Below are 16,037 nucleotides of genomic sequence, written 5' to 3'. Positions count from 1 at the left end.
TTCCTCCACCGTCTTACGAGGCACGCCAATATGGACGTGAGCGTATTTGGTACGGGCTATGTTGGCCTGATACAAGCTGCGGCACTTGCCGATGTCGGACATCGAGTACTGTGTGTCGATATAGATCCGAACAAGATTAAACAACTGCAACAGGCAGTTCCGCCTATCAGTGAACCGGGTCTGTCGGCAACTTTGGAAGAAAACATCAAGGCCGGGCGTTTGCTCTTCACCACCCAGGCCAGCGATGCCGTTGAACACGCCGAACTGATCTTCATCGCCGTGGGCACCCCGGCTGACGAAGACGGTTCCGCCGACCTCAGCCACGTGCTCAACGTGGCACGGCAGATCGCAAGCTTCATGGAGGCTGATCGCACCCTGATCATCAAGTCCACGGTGCCGGTCGGCACGGCGGATCAGGTACTCGACACCGCCAACAACGAATTGCGCCGGCGCGGCAAAAGCGGCCTGAACGTGCGGATCGTGTCCAACCCGGAATTCCTCAAGGAGGGCAGCGCCCTCGCCGACTGCATGCGCCCGGACCGGATCATCGTCGGCACCCAGGACCCCGAGGCCCGGGAACAGTTGAGCGAACTCTACGCGCCGTTCTGCCGCAACCACGAAAAACTGATGTTCATGGACAACCGCAGCGCCGAGCTGACCAAGTACGCGGCCAACGCGATGCTCGCCACCCGCATCAGCTTCATGAACGAACTGGCCAACCTCACCGAACTGCTGGGCGCCGACATCGAAGCCGTGCGCAAGGGCATCGGCTCTGACCCGCGCATCGGCTATCACTTCATCTACCCCGGCTGCGGTTTCGGTGGCTCGTGCTTTCCCAAGGATCTGCGCGCCCTGCTGCACACCGCCGAACACAACGGCATGCCGCTGAAATTGCTGCGCAGTGTCACCGACGTCAACGATACGCAGCGGCACATCCTGTTCAGCAAACTGAAAGCGCAGTTCCCCCAAGGCCTGGCCGGCAAATCTATCGCAGTCTGGGGCCTGGCGTTCAAACCCAACACCGATGACATGCGCGAAGCCCCCAGCCGCTATCTGATGGATGCGCTGTGGGCCGAAGGCGCCAGCGTGCAGGCCTACGATCCCGAGGCCATGTCGGAATGCCGGCGCATTTACGGCTACCGCGATGACCTGCACCTGTGCGCCACCCGCGACGACACCCTGGAAGACGCCGACGCACTGGTGATCTGCACCGAATGGAAGAACTTCCGCGTGGTGGATTTCGAACTGCTGGCCGACAAGCTTCGCTCGAAAGTGATCATCGACGGGCGCAACCTCTACAACCCGGAACAAGTGGCGGCCGCCGGCCTGCACTACAGCGGCATCGGTCTGCGGCATATCGCGCCTGACGGGTTGCGGTCATGAAAATCCTCGTCACCGGTGCGGCCGGGTTCATTGGCGCTCATTGCGTGTTGCGGCTGATGCGCGACGGGCATCAGGTCATCGGCCTGGACAATTTCAACGCCTATTACGACCCGCAGCTCAAGCATGACCGTGTGCGCTGGGTGCGCGGCCAGGTCGGCGACTTCCAGATCGCCAGAGTCGATCTGGCCGATGCTGCTGCGGTCGATGCGCTGTTTGTCCGCGAGTGCCCGCAAGTGGTGATCCACCTGGCGGCGCAGGCCGGGGTGCGTTATTCGCTGGAAAATCCACAGGCCTATCTGAACAGCAATTTGAGTGGTTTCCTGAACATTCTGGAAAGCTGCCGGCACCACCCGGTCGAGCACCTGATCTATGCTTCGTCGAGCTCGGTATACGGCGCCAATCAGCACACACCATACACGGTGCATGACGACGTCAATCACCCGTTGTCGCTGTACGCCGCGACCAAAAAAGCCAATGAGCTGATGGCCCACAGCTACAGCTACCTGTTCGGCATTCCCTGCACCGGGCTGCGCTTTTTCACGGTGTACGGGCCTTGGGGCCGGCCGGACATGTCGCCGATCCAGTTCGCCCGGGCGATCACCGAAGGCCTGCCGCTGAAGCTGTTCAACTACGGCCTGCACCAGCGCGATTTCACCTACATCGACGACATCGTCGAGAGCATCGCCCGCCTCACGGTCCATCCGCCGCATACCCATCCGGAATGGGACCGCGAGCACCCCGACGCGGGCAGCAGCATGGCGCCTTGGTGCCTGTTCAACATCGGCGGCCACCATCCCGTGGAGCTGAAAACCTACCTGGCCCTGATGGAAAAACACCTCGGTCAGAAAGCCATTGTCGAGCTGCTGCCCCTGCAACCGGGCGACGTGCTCAACACCTGTGCCGACACCGACGATCTGGCCCAGGCCACCGGGTTCCAGCCCCGGATAGAGCTGGATGAAGGCCTCGGGCGTTTCATCGCCTGGTATCGCGATTACTACCCGACTGCCTGTCGCCCACGCGCCGTTCGCGGCTGAACACCAGCGGAGGACTCCATGACTGGACATGAGAAAGGTGTACCGATCCAACATCTGGTTCGTGACAAACGCATGGATCCGGAACATCGAATGCGCCTCGACGCGGCCATCCACCGCCAGGGGCAAGGCTGGGTGACCGGGCGCGAGGGTGGCCGGCCATGGCAGCTGTCGCGCACCAACCGGGTGCTGGCCTGCTTCGGCGCGCTGGTGATTCTGGTGATGATTTCGCCGCTGCTGATCGGTCTGGCACTCGCCATCAAGTTCACCAGCAAAGGCCCGGTGATGTTCGTGCAGAAACGCACCGGCTATCGCGGCCGCAAGTTCGGCATGTACAAATTTCGCACCATGGTCGCCAACGCCGAAGAACTGAAAGAGTCGCTGCGCCACCTCAACAAACACGGTGCCGACGCCATCGACTTCAAGATCGACCAGGACCCGCGCATCACCCGGATCGGCGGTTTCCTGCGGCGCACCAGCCTCGACGAACTGCCCAACCTGATCAATGTGGTGACCGGCGACATGCGCCTGGTCGGCCCTCGCCCGACCTCGTTCAACGCCTACCGCTACAAGGACAAGCACCTCGCCCGTCTGGCGATCTACCCCGGCATGACCGGCCTGTGGCAGATCTCCGGGCGCAGCAATATCGACTTCGACCAGCGCGTTGAGTTGGACCTCAGCTACATCGCCGAGCAGAGCCTGTTGCTTGATTTGAAGATCCTGTTGAAAACCCCTTTCAAAGTATTCAGCGGCCACGGAGCAAGCTAATGGACGGTTCAACCAACAAAAGCCTGAGCATTGCCAGCCCCAGCGAGTCGAACCTGACGTCGACCGTGCTGGACCTGGATCTGCGGATCCTGTTCCTGACCGCCGCCAACCCCGGCGCCGGCACCACCACCAGCGCCCTGGCCATGGCCAGTCAACTGGCGCAGATGAGCAGCGGTCTGGTGCTGTACGTCGATGCCAGCCAGTCGGCGAACAACCTTACCCAGCAACTGAACCTGGGCAAGGAGCGCGGTCTGCGCGACCTGCTGTTCACCCCGGACAACCCGCCGCTGTTGCAAGACTGCGTGGTGCAGGTTTCCAGCCTGCCCTTCCACGTACTGCCCAACGGCCGGCCGATCCGCACCATGGAACACCTGACCGCCGAGCGCCTGAGTCCGTTGCTCGATCAACTGGGCAGCCAGTACCGCTTTGTGGTGATCGACGGCGACGCGGTGTATTCGGCCGCCGACACACTAGTCATCAGCACCCAGGTCGACGGCGTGGTGTTCGTGGTCCGGGCCGAGGACACCCGCTGGGAAGTCGCCCAGGCCGCGGTGCAACGGCTGACCCAGGCCGGGGCGAAAGTGGTCGGCAGCGTGTTCAACCGGCGCAAGTACTACATGCCCAAATGGCTGTACAAAAACCTGTAAGCAACGCGAGGGATGACGCAATGAACGCCAAGATACTGGTTCTGCTGATGCTGCCGCTTGCAGGTTGCTCCAGCAACTCCGAAACCCAGACCATGCCGGTGAATATCCTCACCGCCACCCCGGCCAATGCCCAGGCCACCGACATGCCGAAGGTCGAGCAGACCCTGCGCCCGCAGGATGTGCTGGACGTGATCTTCCACATCAGCACCAGCGGCTCGGACGCTTACCGCGTGCAGTCGGGTGACCAGATCGGCCTGAACTTCACCGCTGCCAGCCAGCTCAACGGCAACCAACTGGTGCTGCCGGACGGCACCATCAATCTGCCGGGCGCCAACACCTCGGTGAAAATCGCCGGGCTGACCAGCGATGAGGCCCGGGATGAAATCCAGCGTGCCTATCAGCGCAAACAGTTGTTCCAGCCCAATCGCAATCAGCTGACCGTGCAGATCATCAGTCCGCTGACCAACGAGCAGAACCTGAAAAGCGCCCTCAACCACCCGGCCACCGGCATGAGCCGCGAGATCACGGTGGGTAACGACGGCTACGCGAGCTTCCCGGAAATCGGCGCGGTGCCGCTGCAAGGCATGACCGTCAATCAACTGGAAACCTTCCTCAACAAACGCTATGCGCAACTGCCGGGAAGGATGACCGTGGACGTGCTGCTCAAGTCCACCGCCGGCAACGAGATCTATGTGCTGGGTGAAGTCGGTCAGCCAGGTTCCTATCCGATCCGCCGGCCGGTGTCCGTGCTCGAAGCACTGACGCTGGCCCGAGGTACCAACGTCAAGGCGCGTCTGGACTCGGTGATGATCATGCGGCGCAACGGCAACCAGGTGCAGGCCGTGCGCTACGACGTCGAGAAAGCGCTGGCCGGCGACGCCTCGCAAATTGCCTACCTGCAACCGGACGACATGCTCTACGTGCCGAAGACCAAACTGGCGAGTGCCGGTGATCTGGCACGGCAACTGGCCGACGTGGTGCTGTTCCAGGGCGTGGGGTTCAGCTTCGGCTACCGCGTCGACAACAAGGGCAGCAACAACAACTGACTCTCGGGTGACCTGACATGAATCCAAAGGAAAACTACCTGCATGAGTTCTTCAGGATCTTCTTCGCCAACAAACGGCTGGTGAAGCGTGTCTTCCTGATCTTTGCAGTGATCGCGCTGGTGCTGCCGATGGTGCTCAAACAGAGCTTCGATATCACCGCCCAGGTGATCGTGCAGTCGAAAAAACTCTCCCAGGGCGACGCCACCACGTCGCTGACCGTGGACAACGCCACGTTCATCCCGCCGTCACTGGCGGACATGGAAACCGAGAGCAACATCCTGCGTTCGCCGGCGTTGATCCGTCAGACCATCAGCGAACTGCGGGACAAGGGTGAATACACCCCGCCCCCCGGAATGTTCGCCAAACTGATCGGCGATCCGTTCCGGCGCTACATCACCTCGCCGCTGCGCCAATACCTGATCAACCCGCTGCGCAACGTGCTGGGGCTGGAGACCGATCCGGTGCGTGACACCGTGCTCGACGGGCTGACGCAACAGGCCATCGACAGCCTGAAGATCGAGACCCTGCCCGGTTCCAACGTGATCTCGATCGTCTACAGCTTCCCGGATCCGCATCAAGGCACGACCTTCGTTGCCGCCCTGCTGCAGAACTATCTGGTCAGCCGTCAGGCGCTGCAATCGATCGACCTGCCGCAGTCCTTCTACGAGACCAAGAAGCACCTGTATCAAGTGCGCCTCGATGGTCTGGAAGCCAATCGCCAGGCCTTGCTCGAACGCGTCGGCGCAGCGGATCCGAAGGAAGAAATCACCTTCCGCCTGAACGCGATCAACACCGAAGAACAGGCGCTGAACCTGTATCAGGATCGCCTGCTGCAAAGCCAGCGCTGGCTGGAATACCTGAAAACCAGCCTGGCCGCCGCCAGTAACAACAAGCTCAATGACTACACCTTCCCCTACACCTTCACCACCACCGTCGACAATGTGGCTTTCGAAGACCGGGAGATCAAACAGCTGGGCGAGCAACTGACCACCCAGGTCAGCCGCTACATGAACGATCTTGCAGTGTTCCAGCCCGGCAGCGAGCCGATGCTGCTGACCCGCGAACAGATCGCCCGCACCCGCCAGCAGTTCCTCAAAGTGGTGAGCAACCGCATTCAGGAACGCACCAACGATCTGGCCGTGGTGCAACAGGTGATCGATCAGAAGACGGCGCGCATCGCCGAGTTCAAGGCGCGCATCCATGACCTGCAGCAGACCCAAAGCAAACTGCGGCAGATGGACACCGAAATCGATGCCCTGCACGCCGCGTTCTCGACCTACGCCCAGCGCTTTGCCGAAAGCAGCACCACCCGCGCGCTGAACGACGACCTGTCGAACGCCCGGGTCCTGAGCCCACCGTTCGAGCCGACCGAAGCGGCGTTCCCCAAACCGCTGCTGATCATTCCGTTCGGCCTGTTCACCGGTCTGCTGCTGGCGATTGCCCTGGTCTACGTGCGTGAGTTCTTCGATCACCGCTTCAAACACCCGGCGCAAATCAGCCACGAGCTGGGCGTACCGGTGCTGCTGGTGATCAACGATCAGAGCACCCAGCCCGGCAATCCACACAAGAACTGGACCGTGCCAAGCTTCGTGCACTGGGTGCGCAATTGAACACGCCATCCTCCCCGAACGCCGCGCTGCCGATCATTCATTTGCTCAGCAGCGGCGGCTTCTATGGGGCCGAGCGGATGTTGCTGGATCATTGCCTGGCGACACCGGGACAGCATCAGGTGCTGTTTCTCGATGCGCCAGCGGAACTGATCGAGCGCTTTCGCGAGGCCGGCGTCGATGCGCAAGGGTGCGCCGGGCTCGGCGCATTGCTCGGGCATCTGCGCCAGCGCCGGGCGGAGCGTCCGTTGATCAACACCCATAATTTCAAGGGCCTGTTGTTCGGCTGGGTGGGCGCTTCGCTGTTGCGTCTGCCGCTGGTGATCACGCAACACGGCTTCACCCCGCGCAGCCGCAAGCAGAAGTTCTACACCTGGCTCAGCCTGCAACTGTGCCGCACGGCCTCGGTGGACCGGGTGGTGTGCGTGGCCGAAAGCATCGCGGTGCTGCACCGCCAGGCCAGCGTGCGGGCGGAGAAGCTGCAAGTGATCCCCAACGGCCTGCCGGCAGCGGTCGCCCAGCAAACGCTGCAAGCTGAAAATCCGCGCTGGCTCGCCGGATATGTCGGCCGGCTGAGCAGCGAGAAAGGCCCGGACCTGTTCCTCGACGCCCTGATCCCGCTGTGTCATCAGCACCCGCAGCTCGACGCGGTGATGCTCGGTGACGGCCCGGAACGCGAGGCGTTGCAGGCACGGATCGACGCCGCCGGGTTGCAGCAGCGCATTCGCCTGCCGGGTTATCAGAACGACATGCGCCACTGGTGGCAGCGACTCGACGCGCTGGTGATCAGTTCGCGCACCGAAGGCACGCCGATGATTTTGCTCGAGGCCATGCAGACCGGCGTGCCGGTGGTGGCCTTTGCGGTCGGCGGGATTCCCGATGTGCTGGAACACCGGCACAACGGCCTGCTCGCCGCGCCGACCGACAGTACCGCCCTGAGCCGGCAGCTCGACACCCTGCTGAGCGACAGCGGGCTGGCGCGCCGGCTGCGGGACAACGCAAAACGCACGCAACAGGACCGCTACGACCTCAAGGCCCTGGCCGAACGCTGGTCGCAGCTGTACATCCGCACGGCACGGGAGGCACGCGCATGATTTTCCCGCTCTCGATCGTCAGCTTGCTGGGTCTGGTCTGCATCGCCTTGCTGGCCAGCCCTTGGCCCTATCTTGCGCCGGGCGCGGTGCTCGGTCTGGTGGGGTTCGCCGTGCTCTACCGCAAGCCGACCTGGGGCCTGCTCGGCATTGCCGCGCTGGTGCCGTTCGAGGGTTTCTTCAAGGACAGCTCGCTGTCGGGCAGCAAGCTGATCGGCGCGTCGCTGGCCGTGATCCTGATGCTGCAACTGGCGATGCACCAGATCCCGGCGGAACGCCTGCGCAGCAATATCTGGCGTTACCTGATCTGGTTCATGGTTCTGTACTTTCTGAGCCTGCTCAACACCGATGACATGGGCATGTCCCTGGGTCATCTGCGTGAACTCAGCGTCGGTCTGATCCTGTTCGTCATCACCTTGCTGATCGGTCGCGAATTGAACCTCGACCTGTTCGCCCGCCTGGTGACGCTGGCCGTCAGCGCCACCTGTGCGATGGCGATGTTCTCGACCAAATTCCAGGATCAGGGCCGCGCCGCCGGCCTGCTCGAAGACCCGAACGCCTTCGCCATGCTGATCGCCTTCGCCGTGCCGCTGGGCCTGCTGCTGATCATTCGCAGCCCGAACCTGTTGCACCGTCTGTTCTGGGGCGGTTGCTGCCTGCTGCTGCTCGGCGGCATGACCAAGACCGAATCGCGCTCCGGGCTGGTGGTGCTGGCGTTGAGTCTGGTGATCGGTTGCTGGCACTACCGCGCACAACTGACACGCATCCGTCCACGGCACCTGGGCTTCGCCATGCTCGGCCTGGCGATCGTGATTCCGCTGGCGATCTATGCGATGCCCGCCGGCTATCTGGCGCGCATCCAGTCGCTGAGCGTGCTCAGTGCCGGCGCCCGTGGCCACGATGACGAATCCCTGGGCCGCCGCGCTTCGTACATCGTGGTCGGCAGCCAGATGATCCGCGAGAACCCGTTGCTCGGCTCCGGCCCCGGCACCTTTCCCCTGCATTACGCCACCACCGGTTACGCCAAGGCGTTTTCCGCCAACCGCAAGATCGGTGACCTGTACCGCCGGGCGCACAACACCTACCTGGAAATCTTCAGCGAACTGGGGATTCCTGCCGGGCTGCTGTTCGTCGGCATGCTCGGGCTGGGCCTGTACAACCTGATCCGCGCACGCCGCGCCTGGATGCAGCGCCGCGACTGGGAGCAGGCCGACATGATGACCCACCTGGGGGTGGGTTTCCTGTCGCTGACCCTGTTTCTGATGTTCCTCAGTGCACCGAACCAGAAGTACGTGTGGATCATGCTCGCGCTCACCAGCGTCCTGCGCCTGAAGGCCGAGCAAGCACCGTTGGTGGAGACCAGGGCATGAGCCGGATCAGTGTCGTCATCCCGATGTACAACGAGGGCCGCCACATCGGCCGCACGCTGCTGGCGGCGCAGAAAGCAGCCCATGCGGCCAATGTCGAGTGCGAACTGATCGTGGTCGATAACGGCTCCAGCGATGACGGCCCGCAGATCGCCCGCCAGTTCGGCGCAAAAGTGCTGGTGGTGCCGGGTGTGTTGATCGGCGCCCTGCGCAATCGCGGCACCGCCGTCGCCACCGGTGACTGGCTGGCGTTCATCGACGCCGACATCGAGATGCCCGAAGACTGGCTCACCGGGCTGTTCGCCCTCGAGGCCGAGGGCCACGCCGATGTGTTCGGACTGGATCTGCACACCCCCGCCTCTGCACCGTGGTACGCCGTGGCCTGGCAACGCCGCACCCTGCGCCCGACCAGCCACACCGCCCACGCCGTGGACTGGTTGCCCAGCTCCAACCTGCTGATGCATCGGCGCTGGTTCGACAAGGTCGGCGGGTTCAACGAATCCCTGCGCACCGGCGAAGACAAGGAATTCACCCTGCGCCAGAGCGAACAGGGCGCGCGGCTGCTGTCGGTCAACGAATCCGTGGCCCTGCACTGGGGCTACGAAATGAACTGGCGCGAATGGATGGGCAAGGAAATGTGGCGCCAGGGCAGTCATCTGCAACTGCTGCGCACTCACGGTTTCAGTTTGCGCCTTCTGCGCTTTCCGCTGTTGTCGCTGGCGGCGTGGCTGCTGGATCTGCTGGCGATTTCCGCGCTGCTCAACGGCTTTCCCCATCACGCCGCGGTCATGGTGTTCATGACCACGATCCCGGCGCTGGTGCTCAGCATCCGTCAGAGTCGCCGCCAGCACGATATCGGCCTGACCCTGCAACTGTGGGGGCTGCATTGGGTGCGCCTGCACCTGGCCGGCGCGGCGTTCATTCTCAGTCTGTGTCATTGGAACGCCAGGAGGCCTGCCCGTGGCTGAGTTCATTTTCTGGATGTGCCTGTTGCTGCCGGTGTACGCCTACGTCGGCTACCCGTTGCTGCTGACGCTGCTGGCACCGTTGTTTCCGGCGTGGCGCCACAGCCCGGCGCCACCGCTGAATATCAGTATCGTGATCGCCGCGCACAACGAGGCGCGGCATATCGAACACAAGCTGCGTTCGCTGCTGTCCCAGGATTATCAGCCGGCCACCCTGCAAATCATTCTGGCCAGCGACGGTTCCAGCGACGACACCGTGGCTTGCGCACACAAGGTGGTCGACCCACGGATCACCGTGCTCGACCTGCCGCGCCAGGGCAAGGCGGCGACACTCAATGCCGGTGTGGCCCTGGCCACCGGCGACATTCTGGTGTTCACCGATGCCGATAACCAGTGGTCGCGGGAAACCCTCGGCTACCTGCTCGCGCCCCTGAGCGATCCGCAGGTCGGCGCCTGTGCCGGGCACATGGTGATCCCGGTCACCGGCGGTGGCTTGAGTGTCGGTGACAGCCTCTATCGGCATTACGAAGGCTGGCTGCGCCGGGTCGAGAACCGCACCGGCTGCATGGTGTCCGCCGACGGCGCCCTGCTCGCCCTGCGCCGTGAATTGTTCGAAGACGTACCGGCGGAAGTCAACGACGACTTCTTCATCAGCACCTGCGCCCCGGTGAAATTCAAACGCATCGTCTACGTGCCTGAAGCGCAAGTGATCGACCACGGCGTCGATGAAGCGGACAAACAGTTCCGCCGCCGCCAGCGGGTCACCGTCGGTGGTTTGCAAAGCCTGGCCCAGCGCAGCGAGCTGCTCAATCCGCTCAAGCACGGGCTGTATTCGATCGCGCTGATCAGCCACAAATTGATCCGGCGGCTGGCGCCGATCCTGTTGCTGCCGCTGCTGCTGAGCAATTTCTGGCTGTGGGACGACCACGGTTTCTATCGCCTGAGCCTGATCGCGCAACTGATCGGCTACGCCATCGCGATTGCCGGGCTGCTGGATTCGCAACACCGCTTACCCAAACCGTTCCGCCTTGCGGCATTCCTGCTGGTGACATTGGCGGGCATGAGCATCGGCCTGTGGCAGTTCCTGCGCGGCCAGCGTTACGCCCAGTGGAACCCTGACCAAAACCGTTGAGAGGGCTCAAGCCATGGCGATCAAACAACTGATAAAACGCACCAGTGGCTGGCTCTATCTCAACTCGCCCGTGGGACGAAACCAGTTGCACGGCGCCGGGGTGATCCTGATGTTGCACCGGGTGCTGTCCAACGACCGCGCCGCCGACCTGCCGCATCGCAACGAACTGTGCGTCGGCCCGAAAGCCTTCGAGCATCTGCTGGTGTGGCTGCGCCGGCACTTCGACTGCGTGCCGCTGATGGAAATCCTCCAGCCCAACGCCCTGCGCCGCGAACGCCCGCAAGTGGCGCTGACCTTCGATGACGGCTGGCGCGACAACGCGGCCAACGCCTTCCCGCTGTTGCAAAAGCATCAGGTGCCGGCGAGCATTTTCCTCTCCACGGATTTCATCGGCAGCCGCCAGCGCTTCTGGTGGGAAAGCATCGGTGAAACCCTGTGGGGCAGCCACGGCGAAAAACCGCGCATGCACCTGATCGACTGCCTGCAGGCGCTCCACCATCCATTGCCGGTGCTGATGGACGACATCGATGTGGATCGTCGCAGCCTGACGTTGCTGCACTATCTGCAAAGCTTGAAGAACACCGACCCTTCGATCCTCGAACGCCTGACCAACGAATGCCCGCCCGAGTCACTGCCCCAGGCGCTGGACTGGCATCAGGTGCGGACGATGGAGGCTTCGGGTCTGGTGCGTTTCGGTCCTCACGGTGCCAGCCACGCGATCCTCACCGGTCTCGACGATGTGCGCCTGAGCGAAGAAATCAGCCGCAGCCGCGACGCCCTGAACAACGGCTGCAACCGGCCATTGCCGGTGTACTGCTACCCCAACGGCGATAACGACGCGCGAGTCCGCGAACAGATTGCCAGCCACGATTACCCGTTCGCCCTCGGCACCGGCACCGGCATCTATCGCGGCGCCGGCGATCCGCTGAACCTGCCGCGCTTCGGCGTCAGTCAACGCACGGCGCGCAACCCCGAGCTGCTGTCGTGGCGGATCTTTCGCGGGGCGCGACCATGAGTCGAAGCAGTTACCTCAAGCACCTGGCGCTGAGCATGGGCACCAAACTGGCGATGATCGCCCTGCGCCTGCTGAGGAACGTGTTGCTGGCGCGGATTCTCGGCCCCAGCGAGCGCGGCTTGTTTGCCCTGCTCAGCACCCTGCCCGACCTGATCAGCGCGGCCACCAGCGGTGGCTTGAATTCCGCCGTCGGTTACCAAGCTGCCAAGCAACGGCCGATGGGTTTGCTGCTGGCTCAGGTGCTGGTCTTTGGCTGCTTGCTGGCGGGGTTGTTGACCTTGCTGGTGGTGGCGCTGGTGCGCGAGTTCGGCAGTGAACTGGACGTGACCGTGCAACTCGGCCTGCTGGCGTGGCTGTTGCTGCTGGCGGTGCCGTTGACCGTGCTCAAGAGCGGTTTGCTCACGTTGCACAATGCATCCGGCGGCGTGGTCGCCTTCAACGCCTTGCGTCTGGTGGAATCCCTGGCTCCGCTGCTGCTGTTTCTCGCGCTGTTCTGGATGTGGAAAGAAGCAGCGCTGGAAGCGGCGCTGATCAGTTGGCTGGCCGGGATAAGTCTGGTGGTGCTGGCGGGTTGGGTCTGGCTCAAGCGCGCGCAGCCATTGCAGTTGCAATGGGATCGCGCCAGCCAGAACGAACTGCTGCGCTACAGCGCCCGCAGCCATCCGGATCTGCTGTTCCAGCAAGTCATCCTGCGCTCAGATTACCTGTTCATCGGCGCTCTGCTCGGCAGTACCGCGCTGGGTCATTACGCCATGGCCAGCGCCGCCGCCGAGCTGCTGCTGATCGTCCCGGAAGCCGTGACCACACCGCTGATGAAACGCCTGCTGCAACAGGACGAAGGCATGGACAAGGTCACCCCGCTGGCCCTGCGCCTGACCGCCACGGTGATGCTCGGCGCCTGCCTGACCATGGCGGTGATCGGTGAATGGCTGATCGTCACCCTGTTCGGCGCCGCCTATCAACCGGCGTATCCGGCGCTGCTGGCGTTGCTGCCGGGTCTGTTGGGCCTGTGCTACGCGAGCATTCTGCGGCTGGACCTGCTGGGCAAGAATCGCCCCGGCACCGTATCGCTGCTGATGGGCCTTGGCGCCTTGCTCAACCTGGCGCTGAATGTGGTGCTGATCCCGGCTTACGGGATTGTCGGCGCCGCAGCGGCATCGTCGATTGCCTATCTGGCGGTGACCGTGGCGATGCTGATGCTGTATTGCCGGTTGAGCGGCGTGCCGTTCTGGCAAACCCTGATCATTCTGCCCGCCGATATCGCGCCAATGTGGCTAATGTTGCAGCGTCGGAAGGCAGCATGAAAAGCCTCGCCCTGCTGCTCGGTCTCGGCCTGTCGCTGGACGCCTTCGCGACGTCGATGCGCTGGGGCGACATTCGTGACGGCAGCCTGTACCTGCAAGCGGATCGCCCCGACACCGTGACCGTGCGCTGGGCGCCGGCGTGGCAGGCGGACGCCAACGAAGAGCACCTGTACCTGCTCGATGGTCAGGGCAAATTGCAGGGCGACCGGTTCATCAAGGCCAGCGAAACCCGTGGCAGCCAGAGCTGGCCGCTGGCACCGGGCGCGGCGAGTTATCAGCTGGAAATCCCCGGCTACAGCTTCCGCAATTACCGGGTCGAACACGACGAAAACACCGTGGCGCTGTTCGCCCCGGCCAAGGTGCATTTCAGCGCGGAAACCCGTGACGGCGATGAGTTGTATTTCAGGATTGCACCGGGTGAACACGCGGTGCTCGCAGGCAAGTTCCACGGTGGCGTCAGCGCCCTGCAAGCGCAGCGGGTCGGCGACGGTCAACAGCTGTCACTGGCGCTGAAACCTTATCGCGCCTATTGGCAATTCGATCAGGTCGCGCTGCCGGTCAGCGATCGCGAACAAGTCTGGCGCCTGCGTCTGCAAGGCAGCGGCAAAGCGGCGTTCTGGCTCGATGGCACGGCCAATCTGTTCGCGCAAAACCCGCAGCAGCTCAAACCGCTGCGCGAAGAAGACGGCCAGACCCGCCTGACCCTGCACGACAAAATCCTCGGTCGCACCCCAGACCTGGGCATCGCCCTGCCCTACGTGATGCCGCCGCCCGCCAGCCATGCCGCCCTCGATGCGCTGAAACCGACGGCCGCCAGTTACTACAGCTTCGTCGATGTGACGGCGAAGAAGCCGCAGTTCGAAGATGCGTTTCGCCAGGTCTATCAGGATCGTTTCGGCATTCGTCAGGACATCACTCTGCTTGCCGGAAGCCAGCGTCAAGCCGACTTGCGTGCCGACGTGCAAAGCAACGGCGGCCTCGAAGCCTGGCTCGCGAGCACCCGGCTGCTTGGCGGCAAAGGCACGCACTACATCGGCTTTGCCGACGAGCCCAATCTCAATTATTCGAGTTACGAGCAATACCGCTCGATCTTCACCAGCATGGCCCGCCAGGTGCGCAGCGATCCGGCCAACGCCCGGGCCGGTGTGCGCATCGCGATGCCGGCCAGTTCGCGGCTGGTCAACGGCCCGTTCGCCGACAACGCCGCAAACAAACGGGGCATCGACTGGGCCCGGCGCCTGCTGGGCGAGTCCGCCGATCAGGTCGACGCACTGGCCTGGCATGAGTGGATGATCCGCGACCTGCTCGCTACTCGTGTCTACCGCGACAGCGTGCGCCGCGCCGCCGATCTGGTGGGCCTCGATGCCAAGGGCCAACCGCGCAAGGCCTTGCTGCTGGATCAGACCAATCTCTCCAGCGGCTCGAGCCTGAGCCCTTACGATCAGGAAACCCATTACACCTCGCTGTGGTGGGCCTCGGTGGTGATCAACGCCTCCCAGGACGGCTTGCTGACGATGCTCAACTGGTTCCAGGCCGCCGATGAGCCGGAATATCCCAAAGGCATGTTGCGCGTCTCGGCGGATGAACAACACTTCGAACTCAAACCCGTGGGCCTGGCCCAGCAGTTCATCCAGCAACACTGGCTGCACAAGGTGCTGTGGCTGGAAAACGATGCCTTCGAAGTCGATGTGCTGGCGATGGCCGGCGACGATCAGCGCGGCTTGCTGGGTGTGAACAAGGGCACGCGCTTGCAGCGTGTCGATCTGGCGGGCGCCAAGTGCCCGTTGAACAACGGCGCCCTGCGCTACTTCGGCGCCGACAACCGCAGCCGCGACGCGCCCTTCCGTTGCCAGGACGGGCGCGTGCGCTTCGAGCTGCCGGGGCAGACCCTGTTTTCCCTGAGCTGGCGCACTTGATGAACCGCCCGTTGATGTCCTGCCGCGCAGGCCACTTGCCGCGCGATGCCACGTCATCAGGAGTACCGACCATGAACGTTGTGAAAAAAATCAGCGAACACATCAAACAAAAAGGCCTGCGTGCGACGCTGGCCAAGGTGTGGAAGCACTACGTCTTTTCCCATCAGGAACTGTTGTGGATGGAGCGCGACCTCGTCAGCCCGGTGCCGCCCCACAGCCTCAAACCGTATCCGCCGCTGCGGGTGGTGAAGATCACCCCGGACAACGCCAGCGCCTTCGCCCGCTACTTCGGTGACCGCGTCGGCACCATGGCGGAGCTGGCCAACGAAGGTCACACCGGGCACATGCACCTTGACGATCACGGCGATGCGGTGGCCTTCATCTGGGGCAGCGCCCGGGACTATTTCGACCGTCACTATTACGGCTGCATGTTCCCGGTAAAACCCGGCGAGTTCTTCGAATTCGGTGGTGAGCTGACCCGTTCCTATTGGGGCACCGAACTGTCGGTGGACCTGCAACTGGAGCTGTGGAAAGCCATGGCCGCCCAGGGTTGCGACAAGGTCGTGGACGTCTGCGAATTCCACAACATCCCGGCACTCAAGCTGCACCTGCGCATGGGCTACACCGAACAGGGCCGGATCATGAACGTGTACACCCTGTTCGCCCGCTGGCGCTTCTACCGCGAAACCCGCTACAGCGGTTCGCGGCTGGATGCGTTGCGCAAACCTTCCCGTCCCTCCGTCACAGCAACGGCGACCTGAGCCT

At 63.2% G+C, this 16,037-nt stretch carries 14 protein-coding genes; all 14 read left to right on the top strand.

The genetic code is table 11. The features are described from left to right. Window positions 1-30 precede the first annotated feature (30 nt). The 14 genes from M5B44_RS08850 to M5B44_RS08785 all read left to right on the top strand — a co-directional run bounded on the left by M5B44_RS08850 (window position 31) and on the right by M5B44_RS08785 (window position 16,033). On the top strand, window positions 31-1,383 hold the full coding sequence (locus M5B44_RS08850; protein WP_248738873.1) for a UDP-glucose dehydrogenase family protein: 1,353 nt from the start codon (window positions 31-33) through the stop codon (window positions 1,381-1,383). After that, entirely contained in the window at window positions 1,380-2,417 is a 1,038-nt protein-coding gene (locus tag M5B44_RS08845; RefSeq protein WP_085712112.1) for an NAD-dependent epimerase/dehydratase family protein, read from the top strand. Before M5B44_RS08850 ends, M5B44_RS08845 begins: the two co-directional genes overlap by 4 nt. 18 nt (window positions 2,418-2,435) lie before the next feature. Beyond that, a complete protein-coding gene (locus M5B44_RS08840) occupies window positions 2,436-3,182 on the top strand; it encodes a sugar transferase (protein WP_085712111.1) in 747 nt (248 codons plus the stop codon). Beyond that, on the top strand, window positions 3,182-3,829 hold the full coding sequence (locus M5B44_RS08835) for a CpsD/CapB family tyrosine-protein kinase (protein ID WP_248738872.1): 648 nt from the start codon (window positions 3,182-3,184) through the stop codon (window positions 3,827-3,829). Before M5B44_RS08840 ends, M5B44_RS08835 begins: the two co-directional genes overlap by 1 nt. Window positions 3,830-3,849: 20 nt before the next feature. Beyond that, entirely contained in the window at window positions 3,850-4,875 is a 1,026-nt protein-coding gene (locus M5B44_RS08830) for a polysaccharide biosynthesis/export family protein (RefSeq protein ID WP_248738871.1), read from the top strand. Window positions 4,876-4,892: 17 nt separating this feature from the next. Continuing rightward, window positions 4,893-6,485: a GumC family protein gene (locus tag M5B44_RS08825; RefSeq protein ID WP_248738870.1), complete on the top strand. Its 1,593-nt coding sequence runs from the start codon at window positions 4,893-4,895 to the stop codon at window positions 6,483-6,485. Next, window positions 6,470-7,576: a glycosyltransferase family 4 protein gene (locus M5B44_RS08820; RefSeq protein WP_412546966.1), complete on the top strand. Its 1,107-nt coding sequence runs from the start codon at window positions 6,470-6,472 to the stop codon at window positions 7,574-7,576. Before M5B44_RS08825 ends, M5B44_RS08820 begins: the two co-directional genes overlap by 16 nt. Further along, window positions 7,573-8,943, top strand: coding sequence for an O-antigen ligase family protein (locus M5B44_RS08815; protein WP_119429858.1), 1,371 nt, complete (start codon window positions 7,573-7,575; stop codon window positions 8,941-8,943). The genes M5B44_RS08820 and M5B44_RS08815 overlap by 4 nt, the downstream gene beginning before the upstream one ends. Next, window positions 8,940-9,908, top strand: coding sequence for a glycosyltransferase (locus M5B44_RS08810; protein ID WP_248738868.1), 969 nt, complete (start codon window positions 8,940-8,942; stop codon window positions 9,906-9,908). Before M5B44_RS08815 ends, M5B44_RS08810 begins: the two co-directional genes overlap by 4 nt. Continuing rightward, window positions 9,901-11,037: a glycosyltransferase gene (locus M5B44_RS08805; RefSeq protein WP_085712104.1), complete on the top strand. Its 1,137-nt coding sequence runs from the start codon at window positions 9,901-9,903 to the stop codon at window positions 11,035-11,037. The genes M5B44_RS08810 and M5B44_RS08805 overlap by 8 nt, the downstream gene beginning before the upstream one ends. 13 nt (window positions 11,038-11,050) lie before the next feature. Then, a complete protein-coding gene (locus M5B44_RS08800; RefSeq protein WP_248738867.1) occupies window positions 11,051-12,052 on the top strand; it encodes a polysaccharide deacetylase family protein in 1,002 nt (333 codons plus the stop codon). Next, on the top strand, window positions 12,049-13,356 hold the full coding sequence (locus tag M5B44_RS08795; RefSeq protein WP_248738866.1) for a lipopolysaccharide biosynthesis protein: 1,308 nt from the start codon (window positions 12,049-12,051) through the stop codon (window positions 13,354-13,356). The genes M5B44_RS08800 and M5B44_RS08795 overlap by 4 nt, the downstream gene beginning before the upstream one ends. Continuing rightward, complete coding sequence (locus M5B44_RS08790; protein ID WP_248738865.1) at window positions 13,353-15,272, top strand: hypothetical protein; 1,920 nt, start codon at window positions 13,353-13,355, stop codon at window positions 15,270-15,272. Before M5B44_RS08795 ends, M5B44_RS08790 begins: the two co-directional genes overlap by 4 nt. 71 nt (window positions 15,273-15,343) lie before the next feature. Continuing rightward, complete coding sequence (locus tag M5B44_RS08785; protein ID WP_085733210.1) at window positions 15,344-16,033, top strand: N-acetyltransferase; 690 nt, start codon at window positions 15,344-15,346, stop codon at window positions 16,031-16,033. The last annotated feature ends 4 nt before the right edge of the window (window positions 16,034-16,037 follow it).

The sequence above is a fragment of the Pseudomonas sp. MWU12-2029 genome, from assembly GCF_023242425.1.
GTDB classification, from domain to species: domain Bacteria; phylum Pseudomonadota; class Gammaproteobacteria; order Pseudomonadales; family Pseudomonadaceae; genus Aquipseudomonas; species Aquipseudomonas kribbensis.
This window is presented reverse-complemented; position numbering and strand designations above follow the sequence as displayed.

Bases quoted from the DNA above. Each gene is read 5' to 3' on its own strand.
- M5B44_RS08800 (WP_248738867.1), top strand. From the start codon at position 11,051: ATGGCGATCAAACAACTGATAAAACGCACCAGTGGCTGGCTCTATCTC.
- M5B44_RS08840 (WP_085712111.1), top strand. From the start codon at position 2,436: ATGACTGGACATGAGAAAGGTGTACCGATCCAACATCTGGTTCGTGAC.
- M5B44_RS08825 (WP_248738870.1), top strand. From the start codon at position 4,893: ATGAATCCAAAGGAAAACTACCTGCATGAGTTCTTCAGGATCTTCTTC.
- M5B44_RS08795 (WP_248738866.1), top strand. From the start codon at position 12,049: ATGAGTCGAAGCAGTTACCTCAAGCACCTGGCGCTGAGCATGGGCACC.
- M5B44_RS08815 (WP_119429858.1), top strand. From the start codon at position 7,573: ATGATTTTCCCGCTCTCGATCGTCAGCTTGCTGGGTCTGGTCTGCATC.
- M5B44_RS08830 (WP_248738871.1), top strand. From the start codon at position 3,850: ATGAACGCCAAGATACTGGTTCTGCTGATGCTGCCGCTTGCAGGTTGC.
- M5B44_RS08785 (WP_085733210.1), top strand. From the start codon at position 15,344: ATGAACGTTGTGAAAAAAATCAGCGAACACATCAAACAAAAAGGCCTG.
- M5B44_RS08835 (WP_248738872.1), top strand. From the start codon at position 3,182: ATGGACGGTTCAACCAACAAAAGCCTGAGCATTGCCAGCCCCAGCGAG.
- M5B44_RS08790 (WP_248738865.1), top strand. From the start codon at position 13,353: ATGAAAAGCCTCGCCCTGCTGCTCGGTCTCGGCCTGTCGCTGGACGCC.
- M5B44_RS08850 (WP_248738873.1), top strand. From the start codon at position 31: ATGGACGTGAGCGTATTTGGTACGGGCTATGTTGGCCTGATACAAGCT.
- M5B44_RS08845 (WP_085712112.1), top strand. From the start codon at position 1,380: ATGAAAATCCTCGTCACCGGTGCGGCCGGGTTCATTGGCGCTCATTGC.
- M5B44_RS08810 (WP_248738868.1), top strand. From the start codon at position 8,940: ATGAGCCGGATCAGTGTCGTCATCCCGATGTACAACGAGGGCCGCCAC.